We start from the raw sequence: 25,951 nt of genomic DNA, 5'->3' as shown, positions 1-25,951 counted from the left end.
TGCTTCTTCTTAGCTGCCGCGTCGAGGGCCTGTAGTCCACCGGGCCGGCACCCTCGCCGCGGGGAACGAGCTGTGCGCGCAATCGGCGATCCAATGGTGCATCGCGAGCGGCAGCCGAGGCCGGCCAGTCGGTTTCGACCACGTGTCGACCACCCCGACCCGCCCGCATCACGCATCACAGGAAGCCGAGTCACCTCCATGACCGAGCAGAACTCCGCCGCGTCCGTTCCCGCCGGCCGGCCCTTCGTCGACCGCCCCACCCCGATCACCGCCGCCTCGGTGCGCCAGCGGCCCTCGGGCATGCGGCACGGGCGCTACCTGCCGTTCGGCACCGTCGACCTGCCGGACCGCACCTGGCCGAACACGGTGATCACCAAGGCGCCGCGCTGGCTGTCCACCGACCTGCGGGACGGCAACCAGGCGCTGATCGACCCGATGTCGCCTGCCCGCAAGCGGATGATGTTCGACCTGCTGGTGAAGATGGGCTACAAGGAGATCGAGGTCGGCTTCCCCTCCTCCGGCGCCACCGACCACGCCTTCGTGCGGTCGCTGATCGAGGAGGGGGCGATCCCCGAGGACGTCACCATCTCGGTGCTGACGCAGGCCCGCGAGGAGCTGATCGAGAAGACCGTGGAGTCGCTGGTCGGAGCCCCGCGCGCGACCGTCCACCTGTACAACGCGACCGCGCCGCTGTTCCGCCGGGTGGTGTTCCGCAACGACAGGGCGGCCACCAAGGCGATCGCCACCGACGGCACCCGGCTGGTGATGGAGTACGCGGAGAAGCTGCTGGGCGACGACACCGTCTTCGGCTACCAGTACTCGCCGGAGATCTTCGTCGACACCGAGCTGGACTTCGCGCTGGAGGTCTGCGAGGCGGTCATGGACGTCTGGCAGCCGGGCGAGGGCCGCGAGATCATCCTGAACCTGCCCGCCACCGTCGAGCGGGCCACCCCGAACGTCCAGGCCGACCAGTTCGAGTGGATGTCGCGCCACCTGTCGCGCCGCGAGCACGTCTGCCTGTCGGTGCACCCGCACAACGACCGCGGCACCGCCGTCGCCTCCGCCGAGCTGTCCTACATGGCGGGCGCCGACCGCATCGAGGGCTGCCTGTTCGGGCAGGGCGAGCGGACCGGCAACGTCGACCTGGTGACGCTGGGGATGAACCTGTTCTCGCAGGGCATCGACCCGCAGATCGACTTCTCCGACATCGACGAGGTGCGCCGCACCGCCGAGTACTGCAACCAGATGGAGGTGCACCCGCGCCACCCGTACGCCGGCGACCTGGTGTACACCTCCTTCTCCGGCTCGCACCAGGACGCCATCAAGAAGGGCTTCGACGTCCTGGAGGCGGACGCCGCAGCCGCGGGCGTGCCGGTGGAGGAGCACACCTGGGGCGTGCCGTACCTGCCGATCGACCCGAAGGACGTCGGCCGCACCTACGAGGCGGTCATCCGGGTCAACAGCCAGTCCGGCAAGGGCGGCGTGGCGTACGTGCTGAAGAACGACCACAAGCTGGACCTGCCGCGCCGGATGCAGATCGAGTTCTCCCGGATCATCCAGGCCAAGACCGACGCCGAGGGCGGCGAGGTCAGCCCGGCCGAGATCTGGCGGGTCTTCGAGGACGAGTACCTGCCGACCACCGACAACCCGTGGGGCCGGATCTCGCTGAGCGGCTCGCGCACCCTGACCACCGAGGACGGCCGGGACGCGCTGACCGCCGAGGCCCTGGTGGACGGCGCCCCGGTGACCCTGACCGGGACCGGAAACGGCCCGGTCTCGGCCTTCGCCGACGCGCTGGCCCGGATCGGCGTGGACGTACGCGTCCTGGACTACGCCGAGCACGCGCTGAGCGAGGGCGGCGACGCCCAGGCCGCCGCGTACGTGGAGTGCGCGGTGGACGGCAAGGTGATGTGGGGCGTGGGCATCGACGGCAACACCGTGCTGGCCTCGCTGAAGGCCATGATCAGCGCCGTCAACCGCTCGCAGCGCGGCTAATTCGAACGGGTGGTATGCGAAGGGCCGTCCCGCGGGGCGGCCCTTCGCCGTCCCCACCTGGCACTGTGGCCTGCGCCACATTTTTTCGAATCGGAAGCCGTTCGAGGTACTGACACGTGCCGGTAACCGTGGCAACATCGATCCACCGGAAAGCCGGGTCGGTGGGACGGCCTCGGTGTCCGGTCGCGTGACCTGCCCATTGTCGAGCAGGCCGCCTGCCATGTCTGGGGAGTGGCGCCGTGACCAGGTTGTGGGGTGTTCGCCCGCGGTGGCGGACTGACGTTCTCGGTGACTTCTTCTGTCCGGGCTGCGGCGGGGACCGCAACTACCGCCGACAGCACGGCCGGCGGTGGCTGCGGTTGCTGGGGACCCCGGTGGTCCCGCTCGGCCCGGTCATCGGCAGCGTGCAGTGCACCGGCTGCCACGGCCGGTACGGCGTCGAGAGTCTGGAGCAGCCCACCAGCGTGCGCCTCGGCGCGATGCTGCGGGACGCCCAGTACACCATCGCGCTGGCCCTGCTCGCGGCCGGCGGCACCGCCCACCGGGCGGCCCGCGAGGCGGCCTGCACGGCGGTGCGCGAGGCCGGGTTCGAGGACTGCGGCGAGGCCCAGGTGCTGGCCGCGCTCGCCGCGCTCTCCGGGCTCGGCGGCGAACTCCACGACGCCCGCGGGATGTCCGGCGGCCTGGCCGTCGAACTGCACGCGGTGCTCGAACCGCTCACCCCGCACCTGGCCCACCACGGCCGCGAGCGGCTGCTGCTGCAGGGCGCGGCGATCGCGCTGGCGGACGGGCGCTACCTGCCGCAGGAGCGCGACGCGCTGGCCGCGGTCGGGGGCTGCCTGGACCTGCCCAAGGCCCGGGTCGGGGCGCTGCTGGAGGCGGCGGCCAGGGCGCCGTACAAGTAGCACCGTCCGTCGGGCACACCGCTCGTGCACCGTCCGTCCAGTACCGTCCGTCGATCACACCGTCCGTCCTGTCGCACCGTCCGTCGATCGCCGCGCACCGCGCACCGCGCACCGCGCACCGCGACTCCGGAATCCGCAGACCACCTCCGAATCCCCCACAACGGGCCTTGGACTCCCCACCCCGGGCCCGCCGTGACCCGCACCGCAGGCCTCCCCCACGGCCGCCGGTGCGGGCAACACGGCTGTCCGGCGCAGGGCGGGGGTGGGGGACAATGGTCCCCATGAGTCTTTTCCGGGACGACGGCGTCGTGCTGCGGGCGCAGAAGCTCGGCGAGGCCGATCGGATCATCACCCTGCTGACCCGCCAGCACGGCAAGGTGCGGGCGGTCGCGCGCGGGGTGCGGAAGACCAAGTCCAAGTTCGGCGCCCGCCTGGAGCCGTTCTCGCACGTGGACGTCCAGTTCTTCAGCCGGGGGAGTGAGCTGGTCGGCCGCGGATTGCCGCTCTGCACCCAGGTGGAGACCATCGCCCCGTACGGGGGCTCGATCGTCACCGACTACGGCCGCTACACGGCCGGCACCGCGATGCTGGAGACCGCCGAGCGGTTCGCCGAGAACGAGGGCGAGCCGGCCGTCCAGCAGTACCTGTTGCTGGTCGGCGGGCTGCGCACGCTGGCGGCCGGGCTGCACGAGTCGCACCTGGTGCTGGACGCCTTCCTGCTGCGCTCGCTCGCGGTGAACGGGTACGGCGCGAGCTTCACCGACTGCGCCAAGTGCGGCCTGGAGGGGCCGAACCGTTTCTTCTCCCTTCCCGCGGGCGGGGTGCTCTGCGGCGACTGCCGAGTGCCCGGATGTGCCGTACCCTCCCCTGAGACACTGGTACTGCTCGGGGCGCTGCTGTCAGGGGACTGGCAGACGGCCGACGCCTGCGAGCCGCGGTACTGGCGGGAGGGCAGCGGCCTGGTCGCGGCCTATCTGCAGTGGCACCTGGAGCGGGGCATCCGCTCGATGAGATACGTGGAGAAGTGAGCACATGGCAGCGCGACGGCTCTTCGGCGGCGGCAAGCAGCGGGCGTACGTCCCCCCGACCCCGCACCCCAGCGGCGCACAGCCCCCGAAGCTCCCCGGCGAGCTGATCCCCCAGCACGTCGCGATCGTCATGGACGGCAACGGCCGCTGGGCCAAGGAGCGCGGGCTGCCGCGCACCGAGGGCCACAAGGTCGGCGAGTCCGTGGTGCTGGACGTCCTCAAGGGCGCCATCGAGCTCGGGGTCAAGAACATCTCGCTGTACGCGTTCTCCACCGAGAACTGGAAGCGCTCGCCCGACGAGGTGAAGTTCCTGATGAACTTCAACCGGGACGTCATCGCCCGCCGCCGCGACGAGATGGACGCCATGGGCGTGCGGATCCGCTGGGCGGGCCGGATGCCCAAGCTGTGGAAGAGCGTCGTCCAGGAGCTGCAGGTCGCCGAGGAGCAGACCAAGGGCAATGACGCCGTCACGCTCTACATGTGCGTCAACTACGGCGGCCGGGCCGAACTCGCCGACGCGGCGCAGGCGATCGCCATGGACGTCGCGGCCGGGAAGCTCGACCCGAAGAAGGTCAACGAGAAGACCCTGGCCAAGTACATGTACCACCCGGACATGCCGGACGTGGACCTGTTCCTGCGCCCCAGCGGTGAGCAGCGCACCTCCAACTTCCTGCTCTGGCAGTCGGCTTACGCCGAGTTCGTGTTCCAGGACGTGCTCTGGCCGGACTTCGACCGCCGTGACCTGTGGCGCGCCTGCGAGCAGTACGCGATGCGTGACCGGCGCTTCGGCGGGGCGATCCCCAACGAGGTCGGCGCGCCGGTGCCGTCCCAGCGCTGAGGAGCCCCGCGGCGTTGGGGAGCCCCGCGGCGCCGGGGCCCCTCGGAGCCGGGGAGCCTCTCGCTTCCGCGCCACCCGTACGACGGAGAGGACCCACGGGGATCATCCCGGTGGGTCCTCTCCGTCGTACGGGCCGTCGTGTACGGGGCTCAGATCCGCTTGGCGCACTCCGCGCAGGTCCCGAAGATCTCCAGGGTGTGCGCGATGTCGCTGAAGCCGTGCTCGGCGGCGACCGAGTTGGCCCAGCGCTCCACCGCGGGGCCCTCCACCTCGACGGTCGCGCCGCAGTGCCGGCAGACCAGGTGGTGGTGGTGCCCGCTGCTGCACCGGCGGTAGACCGCCTCGCCGTCGGCGGTGCGCAGCACGTCCACCTCACCGGCGTCCGCGAGCGACTGGAGCGTGCGGTAGACCGTGGTCAGACCGACGGAGTCGCCGCGGTGCTTGAGCAGGTCGTGAAGCTCCTGGGCACTGCGGAAGTCCGCGATCTCGTCCAGGGCCGCCGAGACGGCGGCACGCTGCCGGGTCGATCGGGCGCGCGGCGACGGGCCTGCGGTGGTCACCGTGGGTCCTCCTGGGGTCGTGGGCGTCTCGCACATCATTGTGCCAGCCCCGCCCGTCCCTCAGGGGTGCTCGTGCCGGAGGGCCCGGAGGTGGCCTGTCCCGGCAGCTCGACGTCGCAGACCTTCGGTCCCTGCTCGCCCGCGCCGCGGTGGCGTCGCCGGGCCAGTGGCGCGGCGAGCAGGCTGAACACCGCGAAGACCGCGATGGCGAGCAGCACGATGGCCGGGCCGGAGGGCACGTCGAGGTGGTAGGAGCCGGTGACGCCGGCCAGCGAGACGACCACGCCGAGCGCGATCGAGGCGGCCTGGGTGGCGGCGAAGGAGCGGGTGAGCTGTTGGGCGGCCACCACCGGGACCACCATCAGCGCGCTGACCAGCAGCAGCCCGACCACCCGCATGGCGACCGTGACGGTGACCGCGGCCATCACCGCGAGCAGCAGGTTGAGGGTGCGCACCGGCACCCCGGTGACCCGGGCGAAGTCCTCGTCCTGGCAGATCGCGAAGAGCTGGCGGCGCAGGCCGACGGTGACCGCGATGACCACCGCGCCGAGCACCGCGATGGTGGCCAGGTCGGCGGGGGCGACCGTGAGGATCGAGCCCCACAGGTAGCTCTCCAGCGAGCCGGCCCCGGCCTGGGCGGACATCGAGACCAGCAGCTTGCCGCAGGCCATGCCGCCGTAGAAGAGCATCGCGAGGGCGATGTCGCCGCGCTGGTTGCCGCGCGAGCGGACCAGCTCCATGGTGACGGCGCCGAGCACGCAGACCAGCACGGCCATCCAGACCGGGCTGGTCTGGAAGAGGAAACCGAGGCCGACGCCGGTCATCGCGACGTGGCCCATGCCGTCGCCCATCAGCGCCTGGCGGCGCTGCACCAGGTAGATGCCGACGGCGGGGGCGGTGACCCCGACCAGGACGGCGGCGAGCAGGGCGCGCTGCATGAAGTCGTAGGAGAACATCTCGATCATGCGAGCAGCCTCGGCGGGGTCAGGTCGGCGTGCGGGTGGACGTGGTCGTGGCCGGGCAGCGCGTGCAGGCCGGTGTTGGGCACCGGCGGGCCGTCGTGGGCGACGCAGCCGTCCCGCAGCACCACGGCGCGGTCGATCAGCGGCTCCAGCGGCCCGAGTTCGTGCAGCACGAGGAGGACGGAGGCGCCGCGGCCGACCTCGGCGCGCAGGGTGTCGGCGAGCACCTGCTGGCTGGCGGCGTCCACGCCGGCCATCGGCTCGTCCATGATCAGCAGGTCGGGGGAGCCGACCAGGGCGCGGGCGATCAGCACCCGCTGCTGCTGGCCGCCGGAGAGGTCGGCCACGCCGTCCGAGGCCCGGTCCAGCATGCCGACGGCGGCCAGCGCGCGGTCGACCGCCTCGCGGTCCTTGCGGCGGAAGGGCAGCAGCCGGTGCTGCGGCAGCCGTCCGGTGGAGACCACCTCGCGGACGGTGGCGGGGACGCCGGAGGCGGCGGTGGTGCGCTGCGGGACGTACCCGATCCGGTGCCAGGCGCGGAAGGAGCCGTACGGGGTGCCGAACAGCTCCAGGTTCCCCTGCTCCAGCGGGACGGAGCCGATCACGGCCTTGACGGTGGTGGACTTGCCGGAGCCGTTGGCGCCCAGCAGGGCGACGACCTCGCCGGGGCGGACGGTGAGGTCGACGCCGCGCAGCACCGGCCGGCCGCCGCGCGAGGCGACGGCGTCACGGAGGCGGACGGCCGGGGGTATCGGGTCGGTCATGGTGCTGGTCCCGTCAGCTGGTGGCGGCAGGGGTGGCGGCGTCGGTCGCGGGGGCGGTCGCGGGGTCCGTCGAGGGGGCGGCTCCGGCGGTTCCGGCCGGGGTGGCCGGGGCGCCGAGGGCGGCCTGGAGGTTGGCCAGGTTCTGCTTCATCACCGTCAGGTAGTCGTCCTTGGCGGGGTCCTTGACGCCCTCCAGCGGGTCCAGGACGGCGGTCTTGAGGCCGAGGTCCTTGGCGACGGTGTCGGCGAGCTTGGGGCTGACGAGGGTCTCGAAGAAGACGGTGGTGACGCCGTTGTCCTTGGCGGCCTTCTGCACCGCGGCGAGGCGGGCCGGGGTGGGCTCGGACTCCGGGTCGACGCCGTTGACGGCGACCTGGGTGAGGCCGTAGTGGTCGGCGAGGTAGCCGAAGGCGGCGTGGCTGGTGACGAAGGTCCTGGTCCTGGTGTCCTTCAGCCCGGCCCGGAACTCCTGGTCGAGCGCGGTGAGCTTGGTGACCAGCTCGTCGGTGTTCTTCCGGTAGTCCTCGGCGTGCGCCGGGTCGGCCTTGGCGAACTCGTCGCCGACGCTCTTGGCGATCGCCGCGTAGCGGGTCGGGTCGAGCCAGATGTGCGGGTCGCCGGTCGGGCCCTCGTGCCGGTGGCCGTCGCCCCCCTGGGCCTCGTTCCCGTGGGCCGCGTCCTCGGTGCCCTCGTCGAGGTGGTGGTCGACCAGCGGGCTGGCGGCGGTGGCGTCGATCTTGTGCTTGCTGGACGACTGCGCGACGGCCTGGTCGACGGTGGGCTGCAGGCCCTTGAGGTAGACGATCGCGTCGGCCTTCTGGACCGTGCCGACCTGCTTGGCGGTGAGCTCCAGGTCGTGCGGCTCGACGCCGGCGGCGGTCAGATCGGTGACCGCGACGTGTTCCCTGCCGATCTGCTGGGCCAGGAACTCCATCGGGTAGAAGGACGCGACGACCTTCAGCCGACCGGTGTCACTGTCGGCGCTGCTGCTGCCTCCGCAGGCCGTGAGGGCGAGGGAGGCGGCCAGGGCGGTGGCGCCGAAGGCCATGGAACGACGGGTCCGGCGAGTCAGTCCGAGTCGAGGCAGTCCGATCATCATGACAATCATTCTCATCTCACATGGAAATGATTGTCAAATCACTCGGGCGGGTGAACGGAGGGTGGCCGAGGGCGGGGGCGGCCGGACGATACCGATTTGAATCACGTACCCGTATGGCCGGTAACCTGAGGTATTCGGGTACGCGCAACCAGCCGTGCCCTGACCGTGCCGTACGTACTGAAGAGAGCACTGTGGCCGCCGACAAGATCGACACGATCGTCAGCCTGAGCAAGCGCCGTGGCTTCGTCTACCCCTGCAGCGAGATCTACGGCGGCACGCGTGCCGCCTGGGACTACGGGCCGCTGGGTGTCGAGCTCAAGGAGAACATCAAGCGCCAGTGGTGGCGCACGATGGTCCAGGCCCGTGAGGACGTCGTCGGACTCGACTCGTCGGTGATCCTCGCGCGCGAGGTGTGGGAGGCTTCCGGCCACGTCGCCACCTTCAACGACCCGCTGACCGAGTGCCTCTCCTGCCACAAGCGCCACCGGGCCGACCACCTGGAGGAGAAGTACGAGGCCAAGCACGGCTTCCCGCCGCCGAACGGCCTCAAGGACGTCAACTGCCCCGACTGCGGCACCAAGGGCCAGTTCACCGAGCCCAAGGACTTCTCGGGCATGCTGAAGACCCACCTCGGTGTCACCGAGGAGGCGAGCGGCCTGGCGTTCCTGCGCCCGGAGACCGCCCAGGGCATCTTCACCAACTTCAGCGCCGTCCAGACCACTTCGCGCAAGAAGCCGCCGTTCGGCATCGCCCAGACCGGCAAGAGCTTCCGCAACGAGATCACCCCCGGCAACTTCATCTTCCGGACCCGCGAGTTCGAGCAGATGGAGATGGAGTTCTTCGTCAAGCCCGGCGAGGACGAGCAGTGGCACGAGTACTGGCTCCAGCAGCGCTGGGACTGGTACGTCGACCTCGGCATGCGCACCGAGAACATGCGCTTCTTCGAGCACCCGAAGGAGAAGCTCTCCCACTACGCCAAGCGCACGGTGGACATCGAGTACCGCTTCAACTTCGGCGGCAGCGAGTTCTCCGAGCTTGAGGGCGTCGCCAACCGCACCGACTACGACCTGCGGGTGCACAGCGAGGCCTCCGGCAAGGACCTCCGGTACTTCGACCAGGAGAGCGGCGAGCGGTACTTCCCGTACGTCATCGAGCCGGCGGCCGGCCTCAACCGCGCCATGCTGGCCTTCCTGATCGACGCCTACTTCGAGGACGAGGCGCCGAACGCCAAGGGCGTCATGGAGAAGCGCGTCGGCATGCGGCTCGACCCGCGCCTGGCCCCGGTCAAGGTCGCCGTCCTGCCGCTGTCGCGCAACGCCGAGCTGTCCCCGAAGGCCCGCGGCCTGGCCGCCGACCTGCGCACCGCGTGGAACGTCGAGTTCGACGACGCCGGCGCCATCGGCAAGCGCTACCGCCGCCAGGACGAGATCGGCACGCCGTTCTGCGTCACGGTCGACTTCGACACCCTCGAGGACAACGCGGTGACCGTCCGCGACCGCGACACCATGTCGCAGGAGCGCGTCTCGCTCGACCAGGTCAAGGCGTACCTCGGCGCGCGGCTGATCGGCTGCTAGCGGGGGCCTGATCGGCTCGGGAGCCCTCGTCCGCCCTGGTGGGGCAGGCGGGGGCTCCTTGCTGCCCGGGGCGGGGCGGTCGAGGTGGCCCCGCGGCGGGCCGCCCTAACGCCGTCCCCAGCGGGAGCGAGGGGCCGCGGCCGGGCGGGTCGGCAGGCCGGCGGTGCGCAGGGCGGCGAGGGTGGTGCGGTGGCGGGCCTCGTCGGCGAGCAGCGCGGCCAGCAACTGCGCGTACAGCTCGGAGGTGCCGGCGCCGTTCAGGGCGGTGGCCAGCCGGACCACCTCGACGGGCGGGCGCAGCACGGCCAGTTCGTTCAGCAGCAGGGTGGCCAGCGCGGGCGGCAGCCCGGCCGCGAGGTCGGCGAGGTCGGCGGTGGAGCGGCCGGCGGCCTGGCGCAGCAGGGTCCGGACGTCGGCGGCCCGGCCGTGCTGCTGGAGGCAGGCGGCCAGGGAGGTCAGCTCGGTCATCGGCGCCGACCCCCACTCCCAGAGCAGCGTCGCGCTGTCGGCGGCCAGTCCGGCCCGGTCCAGCGCGGAGAGCAGACCGGGGACGGAGGCGGCCGGGTAACTCCAGAAGGCGTGGAACACCTCCGCCGCCTCCTCGGCCAGGCCCAGTTCGCGCAGCTCGGCGAGCACGGCGACGGAGTGGTCCGGAGCGGACCGGGAGATGCAGCGGGCGAGGTGGAGCGAGCTGCCGTTCGGGCCGTACCGGGTCAGCATGCCGACCAGCAGCGAGGCGTCGGCGGGGGTGAGGCGGGCGGCGGCCGCGTCGATCACCTCGGCGACCTCGGTGAGGGAGCCGGCCCGGTGGAGGGCGATGATCCGCTCGGTGAGGGCACCGAGGTCGGGGCGGGTGGGGGGCGGCGGGGGCTGCTGTTGTGAGGGCTGCTGTGAAGGCTGCTGTCGTTGCTGTTGCTGTTGCTGTTGCTGTTGCTGTTGCTGTTGCTGTTGCTGTTGCGGGAAGTGGGGGTGCTGGGGTTGCTGTGGTGGCGGAGGCTGCTGTCGGTGTCTGATCCGGCTCTCCAACGCCTCCAGCTGGTCGCTGAGTTGGAGGCAGCGGGCGCCCAGCCCCTCACGGAGCGTGCGGGCCTGGGCGAGCTGGCGCAGCAGTTCCCCGGCCGGCCGCTGTCGACCGGGGGTTGCGCGGATCGCCTCGTTGAGGCGCCGTTCCCGCTGGCTCGCGTAGCGGCTCGCACGGAGTAACTCGTCCAGTTCTGCGCGGAGTTCGGCGGCTTGCTGCTCGCCTTCCGGCTGCTGGCCTGCGGGTTGTGCCGTCGGCCGCATGCGCATGATCGCCCCAACCTGTCCATTCGGACCCTGACTGTGTGACATCCTCGCGTCAGTATGTGGCGTAGGAGTTAAGAGCGCACGACCAGTTGTGTCCGAGTGGTGTCAAGGAGCGCGCAGACGGCGGTCGTTGCGAGAAGTGCGCCGGTCGCGCTCCGTAGTAGGGCCGCCTCGTCGTACGAGCCGGGAGCGAGTGCCGCGACGGCGTATCCGACCGCCAGGTCGAGGGCGAGGCGGAGCAGGCTCCGGGTGGGTTCGGCGCCGGGGGCGGGTTCGGGCTTGGCGTCGGGCTTGGGCTCGGCGCAAGGAACAGGGTGGCCGCGGCCGGGGCCACCACCGTCCCGTCCGGCAGTGGGGCGATCGCGCTCACGCACCCAGTCGCGTCCGCGTTTCCATCAGCGCGAAGCCGAGCAGGTTCAACCCGCGCCACTCGGCGGGCTGCTGGGCCCGGATGTCGTCGGCGGCCAGTCCGATGCCCCAGATCCGGTCCAGCGGGCTGGCTTCGACCAGCACCCGGTCGCCCGTGCCCAGCAGGTAGTCGCGCAGCGCCTCGTCCTGCCCGAACTTCGCGACGTTGCCCGCCACCACCAGCTCGAAGCGGCCGGCCGTCCAGGTCTCGTTGTCGAAGTCCCTGACCAGCCGTCCCAGCTTCTTCGCCTCGCCGGGCGTCCGGGCCTCCAGTACCCGCTGCGCGATCTCCTCGTCGCCGAACATCCGGGCCTTGCCGGCCATCATCCAGTGCTCGGCGGAGGCGTAGCCGACCCCGTCGACGGTGAACTCGCCGGGCCACCACTGGCTCAGGCACTCCTGGCGCGTCCCGCCGCCCTTGCGCTCGGTGTGCCCCCAGAACATCACCCACTTCGGCCGCACCCCGTCGGCCATCAGCGCGACCAACTCCTCGCGGCTGCGGACGGCGGCCAGGTCCCCCACGTGCATCTCGCTCATATCGTCAGTCTGACATGAAGGGTGATTCGCCGCGAACCGTTTCCCGGCGAATCACCCCTCGGAGTGGACGTCCGGATTCCGGGAACTCCGCACGGGCGTCGACTGGTGAGGCCGAAGGGATCGGCTTCCGGCTGACCAGGGGTCAGCGCCGGCCCGGCGCCCCGGGAGGCCCCTTCCGTCAGGCCCTGGCGGCCAGCTCCAGGAAGCGCAGCCCGACCTCCCGCACCTCCGCCGCCGTCCATCCCAGCGCCGGCTCGCCGAGGCTGACCTCGGCCATGGCGAGGCCGGGGGCGGCGTCCTCCCAGTGCGAGATGAACCAGAGGCCCTCCTCCTCCGCGAGGGCCAGGTGGGCGGCGTTCAGGGCCTCGGCCGGGCCCGGCAGCCAGAGCTGGAACTCGTGGGTGGGCGGGACCTCCGGGTAGAGCCGGGCGCCCGGCAGCGAGGCCAGGGCCGGTACGAGGGTGGCCGCGTGGCGGGTGTGGTCGGCCGCGCGGGGCAGCACCGTGTCCAGGCCGTGGAGGGCGGCGAGGGCGGCGGGCCACTGCTGGAAGATCTGGCCGCCGTAGCGGTGGCGCCAGGTGCGGGCGTGGGCGGTGAGGGCGGCGTCGCCGGCGAGGGCGGCTCCGCTGAGTCCGCCGAGGTCCTTGTAGTACGACACGTAGACGCTGTCGGCGAGGGCGGCGATCTCGTCGAGCCGCTTGTCGAAGTGGACCGTGGTGTTCCAGAGGCGTGCGCCGTCGAAGTGCACCCGGGCGCCGGCCTCGCGGGCGGCGGCGACCAGGGCGGTCAGCTCGTCCCAGCTGGGGAGGAGGTAACCGGGGTCGCGCAGCGGGAGTTCGACCGTCAGGGTGCCGAACGGCTCGCCCAGCGCGGCGAGTTCCTCGGGCGTCGGCTGGCGTTGCGCGGTGGTGGGCCAGAGGCCGCGCAGGCCGGTGAGCTGGGTGTAGGCGTGCCGCTCGTGCCGCTCGATGTGGCTGAGCGGGTGCAGGACGACGGCCGTGTTGCCGGTGCGCTCGGCGTGGTGGCGGAGGGCGACCTGCTGGGCCATCGTCCCGGTGGGGAAGAAGACCGCGTCCTCCTTGCCGAGCAGTGCGGCGGTCCTCTCCTCCAGCTGTCGCACCGGGCCGTCGTTGCCGTAGAAGTCGGGACAGGTGTCCAGGCCGTCCATGGCGGAGAGCTGGGCGAGACGCTCGCGGATGCTCGGGACGCGGTCGGCGGAGAGGAAGCGCTTGCAGGTCATGCGGGCTGCGCGGCGCCGCTGGAACTCGCTCTGGTCATCGGTCATCCGGCGATTGTCGGACTCATCCTGCGTTCGGACCAACTGCTTTTCCCGGCAAGGGGAGAGGGAGTTTCAGAGCGGGCGACCTGGCGCGGAGCCCGGAGCGTCCGGGTGCTCCTCGGCGGGCCAGCGGCCCTCGACGTACAGCCGGACGAGTGCGGCGTGGGACAGGGGGCTGGAGGGGTCGGCGACGTCGCCGTTGGTGGTGTAGTCGAGGAGCACGACCTCGTCCATCCCCCGGAGCCGCTCGACCAGGTCGGCGGTGCGGTGTTCGAGGACCCACCGGTAGGCGGGCAGGTAGATGCGGCGCCGGGCCGTCTCGTACGGCAGGAGCCGGTCGCCGTGCGGGCCGGTCCGGTGGCCCTCGACGGGGCCGAACCGGCGCACCGTCCGCTTGAGGCCCTTCATCGAGGTGATGCGCAGCTTCGCGGGGTCGACGTCGGCGTCCCGGAAGACCTTGAGAGCCTGCCAGATCCCCTCCACCGACTCGCTGGTCAGGCCGTCGCCGTACGGGACGGGGATGCCGCCGTGCGGGAAGAACGGGCTCAGCCGGACCCACGGGTCCGGCGCCCTGGACGTGACGTCGATGATCTCCGCACCGGGGAACGCGGCGTTCAGCGCGGCCGTCGTGCGGCGGCGGTCGGCGATGTGGATCGGCATCCGTGGGCTGCCCTTCTCGGTGGCGCGGACCACCGAGTGTGCCCGGTGCCACTGACATCGGCGCCGGCGCCGGCGGCAGGGCCGGGAACCGCGGTCGGGCCGGTCGATGTCCACGCCGGTGGATCGTGACACGGGTTCCCGGGACGGGAGGGGAGAAGCATGGCGGCGGTGCCGGCGAGTGCCCGGGGGTTCATCGGGGTGGCGATCGCGGTGATCGCCTTTCCGATGCTGCTCGTCACGGCGAGGTTCGGCCTCCGCCTCTCGATCGCGGCCGTGGTCGCGACGGTCTGCGTCGCCCTCTGCGCCGTGCCGCTCGGCTGCGCCCGTCCGGGCGGCTTCCGGGCCGCCACCGTCGTCGCCGGGTGCGCGGTCGGGCTCGCGGCGGTGGTCGCGGGAGTCCTGCTGCTCCTGGGCGGAGTCGGGTTCGGGCGTCCGGACTGCCTGCTGCTCGGGATCGTGCTGCCGATCGCGGGGATCGCCCCGCCGGTCGCCGCCTTCCAACGGGCCCGGGGCGCCGAGTACGGCCACCGACCGGCCGTACTCGGCGGGTCGGCGGCCGCCCTCTCGGCCGTCGGCTGGCTCCTGGTGGTCTTCGTCTAGCGAGCGGCCTCTGCGGGTCGAGCGGGCCGGTAGTAGGCGGAGATCGGGACCCCGGCCTCGGCGGGCAGGGCCGGGCCGTCCGTCGTCACCGGTGGCCAGGCGCCCGAGTCGGGGTTGAGGGCGACGAGTTGCTCCGTGGAGAGCGCGTGGACGACCCGGCCGATGCCGGAGCGGAGGATGCCCCCTTCGCACATGCCGCAGGGTTGGCAGCTGGTGTACATCGTGGTGCGCGCGGCGGTGTCCGGGTCGAGTTCGCGGGCGGCCCAGCGGGCGAGCTTCAGTTCCGGGTGGGCCGTGATGTCGTCGTCGCGCCGCACGGTGTTGTGGGCCTCGGCGAGGATCTCGCCGTTCGGGCCGGCCAGCAGGGAGCCGTACGGGGCGTCGCCCTGGGCGACGCCCCGTACGGCGATGGCGATGGCGCGGCGCAGGAGGGTCTCGTCGGCTTCGGTGATCACGCGGTCCTCCAGTGGGTGGCGACGGTGGTGAGGGCCTGCCAGGCCCGTTCCGGTCGGCGGGTCTCCTCCGGGTCCCCGTGGTAGGGGTCCAACACCACGGTCCCGGCGCCGAGTTCGCGCAGTCGGCGGAGGTCGTCGAGGATCTGGTCGACGGTGCCGACGCCGGCGGGCCGCTCGGGGCCGTCGACCGGCGCGGTGGTCGGCCGCAGGGCGATGCGGGGTGCGAAGCCCGGCATCGGGTGCTCGGCCAGGACGGACCGCATCCGGTCGACGGGGAGCCGCAGCGGGTGCCAGGCGTCGCCGAACCGGACCGCCCGGCGCAGCGCCGCCTCGCTGTGGCCGCCGACCCAGACCGGCACCTTCCGGTGTCCGGACGTGCCCGCCCAGGTGTCCCGCAGGGTCTCCAGGTACTCGTCGGTCAGCCTGCCGCGCGCGCCGAACGGCACACCGAGGGCGTCGAACTCCCGGCGCGCCCAGCCCACTCCGACGCCCAGGACGAACCGGCCGCCGCTGAGCAGGTCGAGGGTGGTCGCCATCCGTGCCACCAGCAGCGGGTTCCGGTACGGCAGGACGAGCACGGTCGTGCCCAGCCGCAGACCGGGGGCGACCCCGGCGAGCCAGGACAGCGTGGTGAAGGGCTCGTGGAACGGCTCCGGGTACCGCTCGGCCACGTCCGCGGTCACCGCCACGTGGTCCGACACCATGAGGAGGTCGAAGCCGAGGCCCTCCGCGGTCCGGGCCCACTCGCGCAGCACGCCGGGGTCCGTCCCGGGGCCGAAGTTCGGTACGTTGACGCCAAGTTGCATGCTCCGAGGCTATCCCCGCGATCATGGCGGACGGAACGGACTCCTCCCGGTCTCGGCCGTCGTCGGCCGTGGTTCTCCCGGTAGATTGCCGGAATGGCCGTGAATCTTGACGACACCGACTGGGCGATCATCGAGCAGCTGCAGCGGGAGGCCCGCGTCTCCCTCAGCGAGCTGGGGCGCCGGGTGTCCCTCAGCCCGTCGGCGACCACGGAACGGGTGCGGAACCTGGAGTCGCTGGGCGTCATCACCGGCTACCACGCGACGGTGGACCTGTCGAAGGTCGGCTATCCGGTGCTCGCCGTCGTCCGGCTGAAGTACCCCGGCAACCGGCACGAGCCGCTGCGGCGACTGCTCGCCGAACGGCGGGAGATCCTGGAGTGCCTGCGCACCACCGGCGACGACTGTTACACGCTGAAGGTGGCCGCGACCTCCATGGAGCACCTGGAGACCCTGGTGGACGAGCTGGCCGGCTTCGGCAGCACCACCACGAACGTCGTCTACAGCCGGACGCTGCCGCTGCGCGGGCCCGGCCGGCCCTGACGCCGAGGCGGGCGGTGCTCACTCGATCGGGGGAGGCCGGCCGTACGCCGTGCGAGCAGACTGGCGATCGTGCCCCGGGGGTCTTCGACTCCCCACGATTCCACAGGAGTTGACTCATGCGTCGTCCGCGCATCCGCCGCCTGGCAATCGCCCTCACGCTCTCGACCGCCGTTTCCGTCGCGTCCGGGTGGTCCGTGGGGGCAGCCGGTTCGGCCGCGGCCCCGACGGACGTCGTCCAGCGGGGACTGGACGCGCTGGTGCGGACGGACGGGATGCCCGCCGCCCTCGCGACCGTCCGGGACGGGCGTGGCCGAAGCCGCGACCACACCGCGGGGGTGGGGGACCTGGCCACCGGCGCCAAGGTCCCCGTCGACGGGCAGGTGCGGATCGGCAGCACCACCAAGACCTTCACCGCCGTCGTGGTGCTCCAGCTGGTGGGGGAGGGGAGGATCGACCTCGACGCCCCCGTCGACACCTACCTGCCCGGGGTGGCCCGGGGCGAGGGCGCCGACGGGCGCGGCGTCACCGTCCGGCAGCTCCTCCAGCACACCAGCGGCCTGCCCGACTACGAGGGGCTGCTGGACGAAGCCTCCCTCCGCTCCCGGTACTTCGAGCCCCGGGAACTGCTGGACCTCGCCCTCCGGCAGAAGCCCACCTCCGCACCGGGGGAGAAGTTCGGTTACAGCAGCACCAACTACGTGCTGGCGGGCCTGATCGCCCAGCGGGTGACCGGACGGCCGCTGGCCGAGGAGATCGACCGGCGGATCCTCCGGCGCATCGGGCTGCGGCACACCTACTTCCCGGCCGTTGGCGACCGCACCATCCGGGAGCCCCACCCCGAGGGCTACCGCAGGGACTCCGCCGACGGGCCGCTGACCGACTTCACGGAGCTGGACCCGTCGGCGGCCTGGGCGGCCGGGCAGATGGTCTCCACCAACTCGGACCTCAACCGGTTCTTCACCGAGCTGCTCGTTCCGGACCGCCTGCTGCCCGCGGCCCAGCTCGCCCAGATGCGCACCACGGTGCCGATCGGAGGCGGGGTCGGCGCCGGACTGGGCGTCTTCAGCCGGCCGCTCTCCTGCGGCGGGGTCTACTGGGGGCACGGCGGTGACATTCCGGGCTATGAGACCCGCGGTGGCGTCACCGACGAGGGGCGCGCCGTGAACATCGCGGTGACCACCGTCCCGACCGACCACGCCGTCACCCGGCACCTTGAGGACGTCGTCGACGCCGCCCTGTGCCGCTGAGACGGGGCCGGGCCGCGGGGTCAGGAGCGGTTGCGGGTCCCCTCGTCGCCGATCATACCGTTGCCGTGGTGGACGGACAGGCTGGAGTACGTCGCCCGCATGCGCGCGGCGCCCCGCCCCCGCCCGCGCCGCGTAGTGGGCATGACTTTCGACAGATCCGCCGCGACGGTGGTGGCCATAGGGTCGTGGGCATGCGGACGAGTGGGGTGGCGCTGCCCGTGGCGGCGTCGGTGTGTATCGGGCTCGGTGTCACCAGCCTCTGGTGGGCGCTGCCCGCGATCGGGCTCTCCTTCCTGGCGGGGCTGCGGATGGAGCGGGTGCGGCCGGCGGCGGTGGTGTTCGCCGTCCTGGTGGCGGCCGGGGTGCTGGTGGTCGGGTCGGTGCCCTCCTGGATCGCTCGGGGCCTGCTGTTCATCGCGCTCGCCGTGAGCACCGGGATGGGGCCGTGGCTGCTGGGCCGGTTCTGGCGGCAGTCGCAGGAGCTGGTGCGCGCCGGCTGGGAGCGGGCCGAGCGGCTGGAGCGCGAGCAGCGACTCGTCGCCGAGCAGGCCCGACTGCGTGAACGTGCCCGCATCGCCCAGGACATGCACGACGCCCTCGGGCACGACCTCAGCCTGATCGCTCTGCGCGCCGGGGCCCTCAAGCTCGCTCCCGGCCTGGCCCGGCCCCACCGGGAGGCCGTCCAGGAGATCCGGGCGGGTGCGGCCGCCGCCGTCGACCGGCTCGGCGAGGTGATCGGCATCCTGCGCGACGGGGACGAGAACGGCGAGGGGGCCTCCGCGGCCCACGGGCCCGCCGACTCGGACATCCCGCAGCTCGTCGCCGAGGCGGCCGCCGCCGGCCTGGACGTCCGCTCGGAGATCACCGGGGAGCCGGACGGGCTCCCGCGTGCGACCGAGCACGCCGCTTTCCGAGTGGTGCAGGAAGCGCTGACCAACGCCACCAAGCACGCGCCGCGAGCGACCGTCACCGTGGAGGTGGCCTACTCGGAGGACGGTGCCCGCCTCCGGGTGGCCAACGGGCCCGTGCCCGTGCCCGCCGGCGCCACCGGCGGTGCGGCGTCGCCGGCCCCCGGGTCAACCCCTCGCAGCGCAACGCCCACCGCGACGTTCGTCGAGAAGCTCGCCGGTACCTCCACCTCCACCTCCACCGCGACACAGGCCGCGGCGCCCGTCGCGCCGCCCACCGGTGGCCGCGGCCTGGTCGGCCTGACCGAGCGCGTCCGGCTCGCGGGCGGCACCCTCGCCCACCGGGCCCGCCCGGACGGTGGGTTCGAGGTCCTGGCCGACCTGCCGCGCCGTGCCGCGGGGCCCGTCCCGCCGGTGCCCGTGGCCCCGCCGTCGCCGGTGCGCGAACTGCGGCAGGCCCGGCGCCGGGTGGGGCGGACACTCGTCGCCGTGGTGCTCGTCCCGCTGGTGACGGCCGTGCTGCTGACCGTGGCCCTGCGAGTATGGACGCTCTACGTGGTCGGCCTGTCGGTGCTGGACCCGGAGGTCTACGCCTCCCTCCAGGTGGGGCAGGAGCAGGCCTCGGTCGAGCGCCTGCTGCCGGGCCACCGGCTGCCGTACCGCCCGCCGGTCGGCTCGTCGACACCGGCGCCGCCGTCGGGGGAAGGGGTCTCGTGCACCTACTACGCCATCACCGCCCAACTGTTCGTGGACCGGGCCGGCGACGCCTACCGCCTCTGCTTCCGGGACTCCCGACTCGTCTCCCGCGACGTGCTCGTCTCCTGACCTCCCGTCGCACCTCCCTTCCCGTACCGCCTCCGTCCCGAGCGACCGACAGGAGCCGCCGATGACCACCGCACCGATCCGGGTGCTGCTCGCCGACGACGAGCCCATGATCCGCGCCGGACTGCGCGCCGTGCTCGCCACCGACCCGGGCATCGAGATCGTCGCCGAGACCGGGGACGGTCGGGAGGCCGTCGAACTGGTCCGGCGCCACCGGCCGGACGTCGCCGTGCTGGACATCCGGATGCCCGGGACGGACGGCATCACGGCCGCCGCCGAGATCCGCCGCAACGGCCTGGCGACCGGAGTGCTCATGCTGACCACCTTCGGTGAGGACGACTACATCCTGCGCGCGCTCAGCGGCGGCGCGAACGGCTTCCTGATCAAGTCCGGAGAGCCCGAGGAACTGCTCGCCGGGGTGCACGCGGTGGCGGGTGGGGCGGCCTACCTCTCACCCAAGGTGGCCGCCCGGGTGGTCGCCCACCTGGCCGCCACCGGAGCCGGCGACCCCGCCGACCGGCGCGCCGGCGCCCGGGAACGGGTGGCCGCCCTGACCACCCGGGAACGGGACGTACTGACGCTGATCGCCGCCGGGCTGTCCAATGGTCAGATCGCCCGCAGGCTGGGGGTGGTGGAGGGCACCGTGAAGGCCCATGTGAGCTCCATCCTGGCGCGGCTGGGCGTGGCCAACCGGGCGGCCGCCGCCGTTCTCGCGCACGAGGCCGGGCTGACCCTCGGCGCGACCTGCGCGGGCGGCCCGCGGGACTGAGACCGTCGGCCCCGAGCCCGAGTTCGCGCCCGGGGCCGACGGTATCGCCGGCGCCGACAGCAGCCGCCCGAGGACGGGCACCCCGGTCAGCGCCGTCACCGCGGTGGTGGCCGCAGGCCGCAGGGCGAGGACGGCCGCCGCCGTGACCGTGCCGCCGAGCGCGGCACCGGCGAGCACGTCGTGCGGGTAGTGCACCCCGGCCGCCACCCGCAACGCGGCCGTGGCACCGCCGACGGGTACGGCCAGCAGCGCCCAGCGCGGGCGCAGCAGCACCAGCCCCGTCGCCAGCGCGACCGCCAGGGTGGCGTGGTTGCTGGGGAACGACCAGTCACCCGGCGGCGGACACTCGGCCGCCGCCGGGCCCGGGAGCCCGGCCAGAGCCCGGCAGGGCCGCTCCTCGTCGAGGACCACCTTCAGCACCTCGCTCGCCCCGTAGGCCAGCACCGTGCCCAGCCCGACCAGTGCCACCCCCGCGACCGCCCCGGCGGCCCGCCGGGCCCGGGCCGTCCACCAGCAGAACGCCAGCAGCAGCCCCAGCACCAGCAGCCCCACCTCGGTGGCCGGCTCCAGCAGCGAGGCCACCGCACGCGGGGCATCGCCGACGGCCTCCGCCACCCGCCGGTAGCCGGCCGCCGACCACCCGGCCGACACCCGCACCGGCCCCGCCCCACCACCACGCTCCGGCGCCAGCCACGCCACCACCCCGGCCCCCGCACAGAGCAGGGCCGCGGCCAGGACGGGCCTGCCCGCCCCCGCGGTCCGGATCCCTCGGCCGGCCGTGGATTGCCTGGACTTCCTGTCCGTGTACGTCATGGTCCGGACGGTAGAAGCCGAGGAGCCCTTTCCACCCGACCCGAAAGTCAGGCAACGACCATGACGATGGTCAGGGTTGACAGCACTGATCGAGCCGCGCGAAGGGACCGGGCGGGTGGACAGCAGCTGCCGGGACGGGCAGTGCGACCCTGCCCGGGGCCGTCGAAGCGGGTGGGGAAGAGCGGCGGACGCGGCGCGGACGGTCGGGCAGGTCGGCCGACCTGCCCGATGACTCCTGCGGTGCACCGGCCCGGAGCGGCGCCCGTGGCACCCCTCGACCTGGTCCGGCGCGTCCGTCGCTGTTCTCGGGCGCCAGGAGCTTGAGGATCACGGGAGTCGGCGCAGATCAACGGCCCTCCTCCCGCCGGGCGAGCAGGGCCTCGGAGGCCGACCCGAGCCCGGTGCCGCGCCCGGTGCCGCCCCCGGGCTGTGCCCAGTCGGCCAGGCCGCGCGCGGTGGCGGCGTTCTCCGGGCCGAGGGTGCCGTCGCGAACGAGGTCCGCCAGTACCCGCCGCTCGCGGTCGGCCGGCGAGACGGCGGCGGTCAGCCGCCCGTCGTCGGCGATCCCCGTACGTTCGCCGGCCGCGACTCTGTCGATCAACTAGCAAGCAATAGCGTGGAGTTGGCGAACAGAGGCGTTGGCGTTCATGCGGCCGACAGTACGCGGACCGTGCGGCGGTCACGAGGAACGTGCGTCGATCTCACGCGGAAGAGTGCTCACCCCGCGCCGGGAAGGCGTGGCGCCGTCCGCCGAGGGTGACGGCCAGCGTGGCGGCCAGCAGGACGAGGGCGGACCAGGGCAGGGCCGTCGGGCCGACACGGTCGAGGAGGAGGCCGCCGGCCAGGCCGCCGACGGCGATGCCGAGGTTCCAGCAGGTGACGAGCAGCGACTGGGCGATGTCCCCGGCCGGGCCGGCCGCGTCGGCGACGGCGGTCTGGAGGAGGGTGGCGGCGCCGCCGAAGCCCAGGCCCCAGAGCGCGGCGGCCGCGTAGGCGGGCCAGCCGGCCGAGCCGAGCAGAGCGGTGACGAGGAGCAGCGCGGCGGCGGCGAGGAGGACGGAGGCGGCGATGGTCAGCGGGCGCAGGTGCCGGTCGATCAGGGCGCCGGTGCCGAGGATGCTCACCAGTGAGGACAGCCCGATGACGAGCAGGACGGTGTCCGTCCGGCCGTCGAGCCCCAGCGGTGCGAGCAGCGCGGCGACGTACGTGTAGAGGACGTTGTGGGCGAGCACGAAGGTCGCCGTGACGGCCAGCACGGCGGCGACGCCCGGCATCCGCAGCACCCGCCGGACCGGAGTCAGGACCGGGGCGGTCCGGTCGGCCCGGCCGGGCGGTTCCGGCAGCACGAACAGCATCCAGCCGGCCAGCGCCAGGGCGATCGCGCTCATCAGTCCGAAGGTGGCCCGCCAACCCACCAGGCCTGCCAGCACGGTGCCGGCGGGCACGCCCACTGACAGGGCGACCGTCGAGCCGGTCATGGCGACGGCCATCGCCCGTCCACGCTGCTCCGGGGCGACGATGCCCCGGGCGTACCCGGCCAGCAGCGCCCAGAGCAGCCCGGCGACCAGGCCGGCCGCGAACCGGGCGGCCATGGTGAGCGGGTAGCTCGGCGAGACGGCGGTGACGGCGTTGGCCGCGGCGAAGCCGCCGACGGCGACCAGCAGCAGGGGCTTGCGCGGCAGGCGGCCGGTGACGGCGGTCAGCGGGACGGCGGCCGCGATGGAGCCGACCGCGTAGAGCGTGACGGACTGCCCCGCGGCGGACTGGCCGACGCCGAGGTCGGCGCTCATCGCGGGCAGCACTCCGGCGGGCAGGGCCTCGGTCATGATCGTGACGAATCCGCCGGCGCTCATGGCCAGCAGCGCGGGCCAGGGCAGCCTCGGTGTCGCGGCCACCGGCCGTGCGGGGGCATGGAGTTCAGGAGTGGGCATGGGCCCGATCGTTTATCGTTGACATCCATGTCAGGGTCCAGCCGGCAGGGCGCCGGCCCGGGGTGAGGATGGTCACACATGCGCATCGGCGAACTCGCCCGGCGGGCGGATACCACTCCGCGCCTGCTGCGCTACTACGAGCAGCAGGGGCTGATCACGCCGCGCCGCGAGGCGAACGGCTACCGCGCGTACGACGAGTACCTCGTGGACCGGGTGCTGCAGATCCGCGGGTTGTTGGACGCGGGGCTGCCGACCCGGATCATCAAGCAGGTCCTGCCCTGCCTGGACACCCCGCGGACGATCCACTTCGCCGACGCCACACCGGAGATGCTCACCACCCTGGAGACCGAGACGGACCGGATGACCCGCCGGATCCTGTGCCTGACGCGCAACCGGGACGCCATCCGGGAGTACCTGGACGTGGTCAAGAGCCTCTCCTGAACTCTCCCGAACCGGCTGTCGGAACCGCCGTTTGACCTTGCCACCGGTGTCAGCGTTGGACGCTGTCGTCATGACCGACGCGAACGACACGAACGACATGACCGACACGACCAGCACGAACCACGCGGCTGACGCGACCGTCGCGACCGGCACGACCGGCTCCGCGATCCGCCACACCGCCTTCGGCGACGGCACCCCGATCGTCCTGATCCACGGCTACACCGTCGACCACCGCGTCCTGCTCCCGCTCGAACCCGCCTTCGCCGACCGGCCCGGCTGGCGCCGCCTCTACCTCGACCTCCCCGGCCACGGCAACAGCCCCCGGCTGCCGGGCCCGGCCTCGGCGAGCGCCCTGGCCGAGGCCGTCTCCGGGTGGATCGAGGAACAGGTCGGCCGTCGGCCCTTCGCCGTGGTCGGGCAGTCCTTCGGCGGCCAGCTGGCCCGGGCGGTGACCGCGCGGTTCGGCGAGCAGGTGCTGGGCTCGGCGCTGCTGGTGCCGGTGGTGCGCTGGGGCGCCGACCGGGCGCTGCCCGAGGAGTCCGTGGTCGAACGCGACGAGGACCTCCTCGCCCGCGTCCCGGCCGCCGGCCGCGAGCTGTTCCGGTACGTCATGGCCCGCCACACCGAGGCGAGTTGGGGGCTCTTCGAGCGCCACGTCCGGCCCGGTTGGGAGGCGCACGACCGGGCGGCCGCCGCCGAACTCGAAGCCGACTTCCTGCTGCCGCACTGGCCCGAGCACCGGGCCCCGCAGCACACCGGCCACCACCTGCTGGTCACCACCCGGCAGGACGCCCTGGTCGGCTGGCGCGACCAGCTCGCCCTGCTCGACCACTACCCCCGGATGGCCGCCGCCGTCCTCGACGGTGTCGGCCACAACCCCCAGGTCGAGGCCGCCGGGACCGTCCGTACCCTGTTCGGCCACTGGCTCGACCGGCTAGGCCCCCACCGGGACCCGCGCGACTGAGACCCGCGCCGCCGGGAACGCCGCCGGGAGAGCCGAGGGAACGCCGAGAGACCGCCGAGGGAACGCCGACGGCCCCGCGACCGGTCGTCCCGGTCACGAGGCCGATCGCCGAGCCCTCGCCGATGCCGTCCCCGTCAAGGTCCGGAGCCCGGACCCCGGAGCCGGACCTCGGAGCCGGACCCCGGAGGCCCGGGGTCACCCGATGGAGCGGGGAAGCCGGGTGGTCAGGTACAGGATGGTGAAGGAGCCGAGGAGCTGGATGCCCAGGCACAGCGCGAGGGCCCGGTCCATGCCCAGGACGGGGGAGAGCGAGAGGTAGAGGGTGCCGAGGGTGGCGACGCCCAGGGCGAGGCTGGACTGCTGGCCGGTGGCGAGGACGCCGCTGCCGACGCCGGCCCGGGCGGCGGGCACCTTGGCGAGGACCACCCGGAACAGCGGGGTGCCGATCAGGCCCTGCCCGATGCCGGCGAGGGCGACGCCCGGGGCCATCCGGAGCGGGGAGAAGTGCGCCCAGTCGGCCAGGACGGTCAGGGCGAGGGTGCCGAGGCCGGTGGCCTGGACGACGGCGCCCGCGCTGAGCACCCGGCTGCCCCAGCGGCCGATCAGCCGCGGGCCGGCGAGCGAGGCGGAGAAGTAGCCGACCGCCATCGGGACGAGCGCCCAGCCGGCCGCGACCGGGCCCAGCCGGAGGCCCTGCTGGAGGGCGACCGCGATGACGAACATGAAGCCGCCGAAGCCCGCGAAGTAGGGCAGGGCGATGCCGAGGCCGCGCCGCATCTCCGGGATGCGCAGCAGGGACGGCGGCACCAGCGGGGTGTCCCCGCGCCGCTCGGCGCGGCGCTCGACGACGCCGAAGGCGACGGCGAGGACGGGGAACAGCGCCAGCAGCACCCAGGACCACAGCGGCCAGCCGGCGGCCCGGCCCTCCATCAGCGGGATGAGCAGGGAGAGCAGGGAGGCGGTGAGCAGCACGGTGCCGGGGACGTCGACCCGGGCGGCCGTGGCGGCCCTGCTCTCCGGGACGTAGCGGACCGCGAGCACCACGGCGAGCAGCGCGAACGGCACGTTCAGCAGGAACACCGAGCGCCAGCCGGTGCCGAACAGGTCGGCGGCGACCAGCATCCCGCCGAGCACCTGCCCGATCACCACCGAGATCCCGCCGACGGCGCCGTAGACGCTGAGCGCGCGGCCGCGCCGGGCGCCCTCGGTGGCGGCGGTGATGGTGCCGAGCACCTGCGGGATCAGCAGTGCGGCCGAGGCGCCCTGGGCGGCCCGGGCGGCGACCAGGGACCACGCACCCGGGGCGAGGCCGCAGGCCAGCGAGGTGAGGGCGAAGGCGACGGCGCCGACGACGAAGAGCCGGCGGCGGCCGTAGCTGTCGCCGAGGCGCCCGCCGAGGACGAGCAGTACGGCGAAGGCGATGCCGTAGCCGGCGGCGACCAGTTCGAGGACGGCGGGCCCGGCGGCCAGGTCGTGGTCGATGGTGGGCAGGGCGACGTTGACGATGAAGAAGTCGAGCATCGGCAGGAAGGCGCCGAGCAGCACGGTGACCAGCCCCGCGGTGCCGAGGGTGGCGACCGGTCCGGCGGGTCCGGCGGGTCCGGTGGAGCCGGGGGAGGCGGTACGGGCGGCCGCGGTGCGGGCCGATGCGGGGGCGACGGCGAGTTGTTGGGTCACGGGTCATACGATCCGTCGCCCCGTACCCTGGTACCAGAGTGTGGTTATCCAGGTATAAGAAGTACCTGGCAACAGGCTGACG

At 73.2% G+C, this 25,951-nt stretch carries 26 protein-coding genes and 1 pseudogene; 13 read left to right on the top strand and 14 right to left on the bottom strand.

Features of this window, described 5'->3' with window-relative positions; translation table 11 throughout:
• The first annotated feature begins 198 nt into the window (after positions 1 to 198).
• From leuA to ACIQ87_RS23435, 4 genes are all read left to right on the top strand, one after another.
• On the top strand, positions 199 to 1,995 hold the full coding sequence (leuA, locus tag ACIQ87_RS23450; RefSeq protein ID WP_402409754.1) for a 2-isopropylmalate synthase: 1,797 nt from the start codon (positions 199 to 201) through the stop codon (positions 1,993 to 1,995).
• Positions 1,996 to 2,234: 239 nt separating this feature from the next.
• Positions 2,235 to 2,900 (top strand): TerB family tellurite resistance protein, encoded by a 666-nt coding sequence (locus tag ACIQ87_RS23445; RefSeq protein ID WP_392869837.1) that lies wholly within the window; start codon positions 2,235 to 2,237, stop codon positions 2,898 to 2,900.
• A 281-nt stretch (positions 2,901 to 3,181) separates the two neighbouring features.
• Complete coding sequence (gene recO, locus ACIQ87_RS23440; RefSeq protein WP_224279474.1) at positions 3,182 to 3,928, top strand: DNA repair protein RecO; 747 nt, start codon at positions 3,182 to 3,184, stop codon at positions 3,926 to 3,928.
• Between the two features lie 4 nt (positions 3,929 to 3,932).
• Entirely contained in the window at positions 3,933 to 4,766 is an 834-nt protein-coding gene (locus ACIQ87_RS23435) for an isoprenyl transferase (RefSeq protein WP_402409751.1), read from the top strand.
• A gap of 149 nt (positions 4,767 to 4,915) precedes the next feature.
• Here ACIQ87_RS23435 and ACIQ87_RS23430 read toward each other — a convergent pair whose 3' ends face one another.
• The 4 genes from ACIQ87_RS23430 to ACIQ87_RS23415 are packed head-to-tail and all read right to left on the bottom strand — an operon-like array spanning position 4,916 to position 8,151.
• Positions 4,916 to 5,326 carry a Fur family transcriptional regulator gene (locus ACIQ87_RS23430; protein ID WP_188298282.1) on the bottom strand — a complete coding sequence of 137 codons (411 nt, stop codon included), beginning with the start codon at positions 5,324 to 5,326 and terminating at the stop codon, positions 4,916 to 4,918.
• Positions 5,327 to 5,361: 35 nt separating this feature from the next.
• The gene (locus ACIQ87_RS23425) at positions 5,362 to 6,288 is read right to left on the bottom strand and encodes a metal ABC transporter permease (protein WP_402409821.1); all 927 of its coding nucleotides are present in this window, start codon (positions 6,286 to 6,288) and stop codon (positions 5,362 to 5,364) included.
• The gene (locus tag ACIQ87_RS23420) at positions 6,288 to 7,052 is read right to left on the bottom strand and encodes a metal ABC transporter ATP-binding protein (protein ID WP_402409749.1); all 765 of its coding nucleotides are present in this window, start codon (positions 7,050 to 7,052) and stop codon (positions 6,288 to 6,290) included. Before ACIQ87_RS23420 ends, ACIQ87_RS23425 begins: the two co-directional genes overlap by 1 nt.
• Positions 7,053 to 7,065: 13 nt before the next feature.
• Positions 7,066 to 8,151 (bottom strand): metal ABC transporter substrate-binding protein, encoded by a 1,086-nt coding sequence (locus tag ACIQ87_RS23415; protein ID WP_402409747.1) that lies wholly within the window; start codon positions 8,149 to 8,151, stop codon positions 7,066 to 7,068.
• A gap of 191 nt (positions 8,152 to 8,342) precedes the next feature.
• On the opposite strand from ACIQ87_RS23415, the gene ACIQ87_RS23410 reads away from it, so the two are divergent.
• A complete protein-coding gene (locus tag ACIQ87_RS23410; RefSeq protein WP_402409745.1) occupies positions 8,343 to 9,725 on the top strand; it encodes a glycine--tRNA ligase in 1,383 nt (460 codons plus the stop codon).
• 105 nt (positions 9,726 to 9,830) lie between these two features.
• Here the strand turns inward: ACIQ87_RS23410 and ACIQ87_RS23405 are convergent, their stop codons facing one another.
• The 4 genes from ACIQ87_RS23405 to ACIQ87_RS23390 all read right to left on the bottom strand — a co-directional run bounded on the left by ACIQ87_RS23405 (position 9,831) and on the right by ACIQ87_RS23390 (position 13,896).
• Positions 9,831 to 11,015: a hypothetical protein gene (locus tag ACIQ87_RS23405; RefSeq protein WP_402409743.1), complete on the bottom strand. Its 1,185-nt coding sequence runs from the start codon at positions 11,013 to 11,015 to the stop codon at positions 9,831 to 9,833.
• 363 nt (positions 11,016 to 11,378) lie between these two features.
• A complete protein-coding gene (locus ACIQ87_RS23400) occupies positions 11,379 to 11,957 on the bottom strand; it encodes an NADAR family protein (RefSeq protein WP_402409741.1) in 579 nt (192 codons plus the stop codon).
• A 178-nt stretch (positions 11,958 to 12,135) separates the two neighbouring features.
• Positions 12,136 to 13,242: a threonine aldolase family protein gene (locus ACIQ87_RS23395; RefSeq protein WP_402409739.1), complete on the bottom strand. Its 1,107-nt coding sequence runs from the start codon at positions 13,240 to 13,242 to the stop codon at positions 12,136 to 12,138.
• Positions 13,243 to 13,308: 66 nt separating this feature from the next.
• Positions 13,309 to 13,896, bottom strand: coding sequence for a DUF6939 family protein (locus ACIQ87_RS23390; protein ID WP_402409737.1), 588 nt, complete (start codon positions 13,894 to 13,896; stop codon positions 13,309 to 13,311).
• A 159-nt stretch (positions 13,897 to 14,055) separates the two neighbouring features.
• On the opposite strand from ACIQ87_RS23390, the gene ACIQ87_RS23385 reads away from it, so the two are divergent.
• Positions 14,056 to 14,496: a hypothetical protein gene (locus ACIQ87_RS23385; protein WP_402409735.1), complete on the top strand. Its 441-nt coding sequence runs from the start codon at positions 14,056 to 14,058 to the stop codon at positions 14,494 to 14,496.
• On the opposite strand, the gene ACIQ87_RS23380 is transcribed toward ACIQ87_RS23385, so the two are convergent.
• Together ACIQ87_RS23380 and ACIQ87_RS23375 are read right to left on the bottom strand one after the other, a co-directional pair.
• Positions 14,493 to 14,951 carry a nucleoside deaminase gene (locus tag ACIQ87_RS23380; RefSeq protein ID WP_402409733.1) on the bottom strand — a complete coding sequence of 153 codons (459 nt, stop codon included), beginning with the start codon at positions 14,949 to 14,951 and terminating at the stop codon, positions 14,493 to 14,495. The genes ACIQ87_RS23385 and ACIQ87_RS23380 overlap by 4 nt on opposite strands.
• Positions 14,948 to 15,757: an LLM class flavin-dependent oxidoreductase gene (locus tag ACIQ87_RS23375; RefSeq protein WP_402409731.1), complete on the bottom strand. Its 810-nt coding sequence runs from the start codon at positions 15,755 to 15,757 to the stop codon at positions 14,948 to 14,950. Before ACIQ87_RS23375 ends, ACIQ87_RS23380 begins: the two co-directional genes overlap by 4 nt.
• A 93-nt stretch (positions 15,758 to 15,850) precedes the next feature.
• Here ACIQ87_RS23375 and ACIQ87_RS23370 point away from each other — a divergent pair, with 93 nt between their 5' ends.
• The 4 genes from ACIQ87_RS23370 to ACIQ87_RS23355 all read left to right on the top strand — a co-directional run bounded on the left by ACIQ87_RS23370 (position 15,851) and on the right by ACIQ87_RS23355 (position 20,043).
• Entirely contained in the window at positions 15,851 to 16,297 is a 447-nt protein-coding gene (locus ACIQ87_RS23370) for an Lrp/AsnC family transcriptional regulator (RefSeq protein ID WP_402409729.1), read from the top strand.
• A 116-nt stretch (positions 16,298 to 16,413) separates the two neighbouring features.
• Positions 16,414 to 17,544, top strand: a complete 1,131-nt coding sequence (locus ACIQ87_RS23365; protein ID WP_402409727.1) for a serine hydrolase domain-containing protein — start codon at positions 16,414 to 16,416, stop codon at positions 17,542 to 17,544.
• A 191-nt stretch (positions 17,545 to 17,735) separates the two neighbouring features.
• Positions 17,736 to 19,277: a sensor histidine kinase gene (locus ACIQ87_RS23360; RefSeq protein ID WP_402409725.1), complete on the top strand. Its 1,542-nt coding sequence runs from the start codon at positions 17,736 to 17,738 to the stop codon at positions 19,275 to 19,277.
• A gap of 61 nt (positions 19,278 to 19,338) precedes the next feature.
• On the top strand, positions 19,339 to 20,043 hold the full coding sequence (locus ACIQ87_RS23355; protein ID WP_402409723.1) for a response regulator: 705 nt from the start codon (positions 19,339 to 19,341) through the stop codon (positions 20,041 to 20,043).
• Between the two features lie 186 nt (positions 20,044 to 20,229).
• Here the strand turns inward: ACIQ87_RS23355 and ACIQ87_RS23350 are convergent.
• Positions 20,230 to 20,454: pseudogene (locus ACIQ87_RS23350) on the bottom strand (phosphatase PAP2 family protein); the annotation flags it as partial.
• A gap of 34 nt (positions 20,455 to 20,488) precedes the next feature.
• On the opposite strand from ACIQ87_RS23350, the gene ACIQ87_RS23345 reads away from it, so the two are divergent.
• A complete protein-coding gene (locus ACIQ87_RS23345) occupies positions 20,489 to 20,668 on the top strand; it encodes a hypothetical protein (RefSeq protein ID WP_402409828.1) in 180 nt (59 codons plus the stop codon).
• A gap of 534 nt (positions 20,669 to 21,202) precedes the next feature.
• Here ACIQ87_RS23345 and ACIQ87_RS23340 read toward each other — a convergent pair.
• The gene (locus ACIQ87_RS23340) at positions 21,203 to 21,457 is read right to left on the bottom strand and encodes a hypothetical protein (protein WP_402409721.1); all 255 of its coding nucleotides are present in this window, start codon (positions 21,455 to 21,457) and stop codon (positions 21,203 to 21,205) included.
• A gap of 100 nt (positions 21,458 to 21,557) precedes the next feature.
• Positions 21,558 to 22,787 (bottom strand): MFS transporter, encoded by a 1,230-nt coding sequence (locus tag ACIQ87_RS23335; RefSeq protein ID WP_402409719.1) that lies wholly within the window; start codon positions 22,785 to 22,787, stop codon positions 21,558 to 21,560.
• A 78-nt stretch (positions 22,788 to 22,865) separates the two neighbouring features.
• On the opposite strand from ACIQ87_RS23335, the gene ACIQ87_RS23330 reads away from it, so the two are divergent.
• Both ACIQ87_RS23330 and ACIQ87_RS23325 read left to right on the top strand, forming a co-directional pair.
• Entirely contained in the window at positions 22,866 to 23,228 is a 363-nt protein-coding gene (locus tag ACIQ87_RS23330) for a MerR family transcriptional regulator (RefSeq protein ID WP_402409717.1), read from the top strand.
• A 70-nt stretch (positions 23,229 to 23,298) separates the two neighbouring features.
• Complete coding sequence (locus ACIQ87_RS23325; RefSeq protein ID WP_402409715.1) at positions 23,299 to 24,192, top strand: alpha/beta fold hydrolase; 894 nt, start codon at positions 23,299 to 23,301, stop codon at positions 24,190 to 24,192.
• 195 nt (positions 24,193 to 24,387) lie between these two features.
• Here ACIQ87_RS23325 and ACIQ87_RS23320 read toward each other — a convergent pair whose 3' ends face one another.
• Positions 24,388 to 25,869: an MFS transporter gene (locus ACIQ87_RS23320; protein WP_402409713.1), complete on the bottom strand. Its 1,482-nt coding sequence runs from the start codon at positions 25,867 to 25,869 to the stop codon at positions 24,388 to 24,390.
• Positions 25,870 to 25,951 lie beyond the last annotated feature (82 nt).

It is taken from the genome of Kitasatospora sp. NPDC096204 (genome assembly GCF_044763205.1).
Lineage (GTDB): Bacteria > Actinomycetota > Actinomycetes > Streptomycetales > Streptomycetaceae > Kitasatospora.
Note: the sequence above shows the minus strand (reverse complement) of the source record. Positions and strands in the feature narration are given on the sequence as shown.